At 55.0% G+C, this 291-nt stretch carries 1 protein-coding gene; it reads left to right on the top strand.

What is annotated here, in order from left to right; translation table 11 throughout:
• Positions 1 to 84 precede the first annotated feature (84 nt).
• On the top strand, positions 85 to 291 hold a 207-nt coding region (locus A3764_RS00515), incomplete at its 3' end, for a transposase (protein WP_150122016.1).

Here is a 291-nt window from a genome sequence, read left to right as displayed (position 1 = left end):
AGACTTCGGACCCGTGCCTAGGGTCAGGACCCATTGATTTCCGCTTAGGAGCGTGATTCACGGTTCGAAAACCTAGCGGTGAACATGTCTGATCTTTTCTGGCTGACGGATTCGCAGATGGCGCGTCTTGAGCCTTTCTTCCCCAAATCCCATGGCAAGCCTCGCGTCGATGACAAGCGCGTCCTGAGCGGGATTATCTTCTTCAATCGCAATGGCTTACGATGGCGAGATGCGCCGAGGGAATATGGCCCGCACAAAACGCTCTACAACCGTTGGAAGCGCTGGAGCGAT

The sequence above is a fragment of the Sulfitobacter sp. HI0129 genome, from assembly GCF_001635395.1.
Classification (GTDB): domain Bacteria; phylum Pseudomonadota; class Alphaproteobacteria; order Rhodobacterales; family Rhodobacteraceae; genus Sulfitobacter.
Note: the sequence above shows the minus strand (reverse complement) of the source record. Positions and strands in the feature narration are given on the sequence as shown.